Below are 484 nucleotides of genomic sequence, written 5' to 3'. Positions count from 1 at the left end.
TGTCCACCGAATACATTTTTGAAGCCCAAATCTTCGCTGCAACCTTCAAAGACTAAGTTGTTGAGTTGCTTAAGTTGAAGGACATCGATGAGTTGTTGTAGTACGTCTTGCATGATCATGACTCACTTTATTAATCGCGCTTTGTTGAGTTTTAAACAAAGCGCCTAATTCAGGGAGTCTTTAGCTTAAAGACTACTGAGCTCTTTAACTAGCGCTTGTTTTTCAACACAGCGTTGCCCAGTTAGTACAAAACCATCCAAACAGTCTTGCTCGTTATAATGACGACCACAAATATTCAGGCCATCTTGTTCGAAGCGCCATTGGCCTGAAGCACTGGCAGGTGGGCAAACGACGACGGGGCAGGCGGGTGTTTTAGTTGCTATCGGCATGATGCCGAAGCTTACCTGGCTCGGTGTGCCGGTCAGAGTCTTCGCTAAGGTGCGTGCGCAGGTCATTAGTGGCAGCACGTAGAGTCTGACCTGCC

General features: G+C 47.3%; 1 pseudogene. It reads right to left on the bottom strand.

The features are described 5' to 3' along the window. Positions 1–185: 185 nt before the first annotated feature. Positions 186–484, bottom strand: a pseudogene (locus tag A3757_RS27230) (FAD-dependent oxidoreductase); the annotation flags it as partial.

This window comes from Oleiphilus sp. HI0117 (genome assembly GCF_001635235.1).
This window is presented reverse-complemented; position numbering and strand designations above follow the sequence as displayed.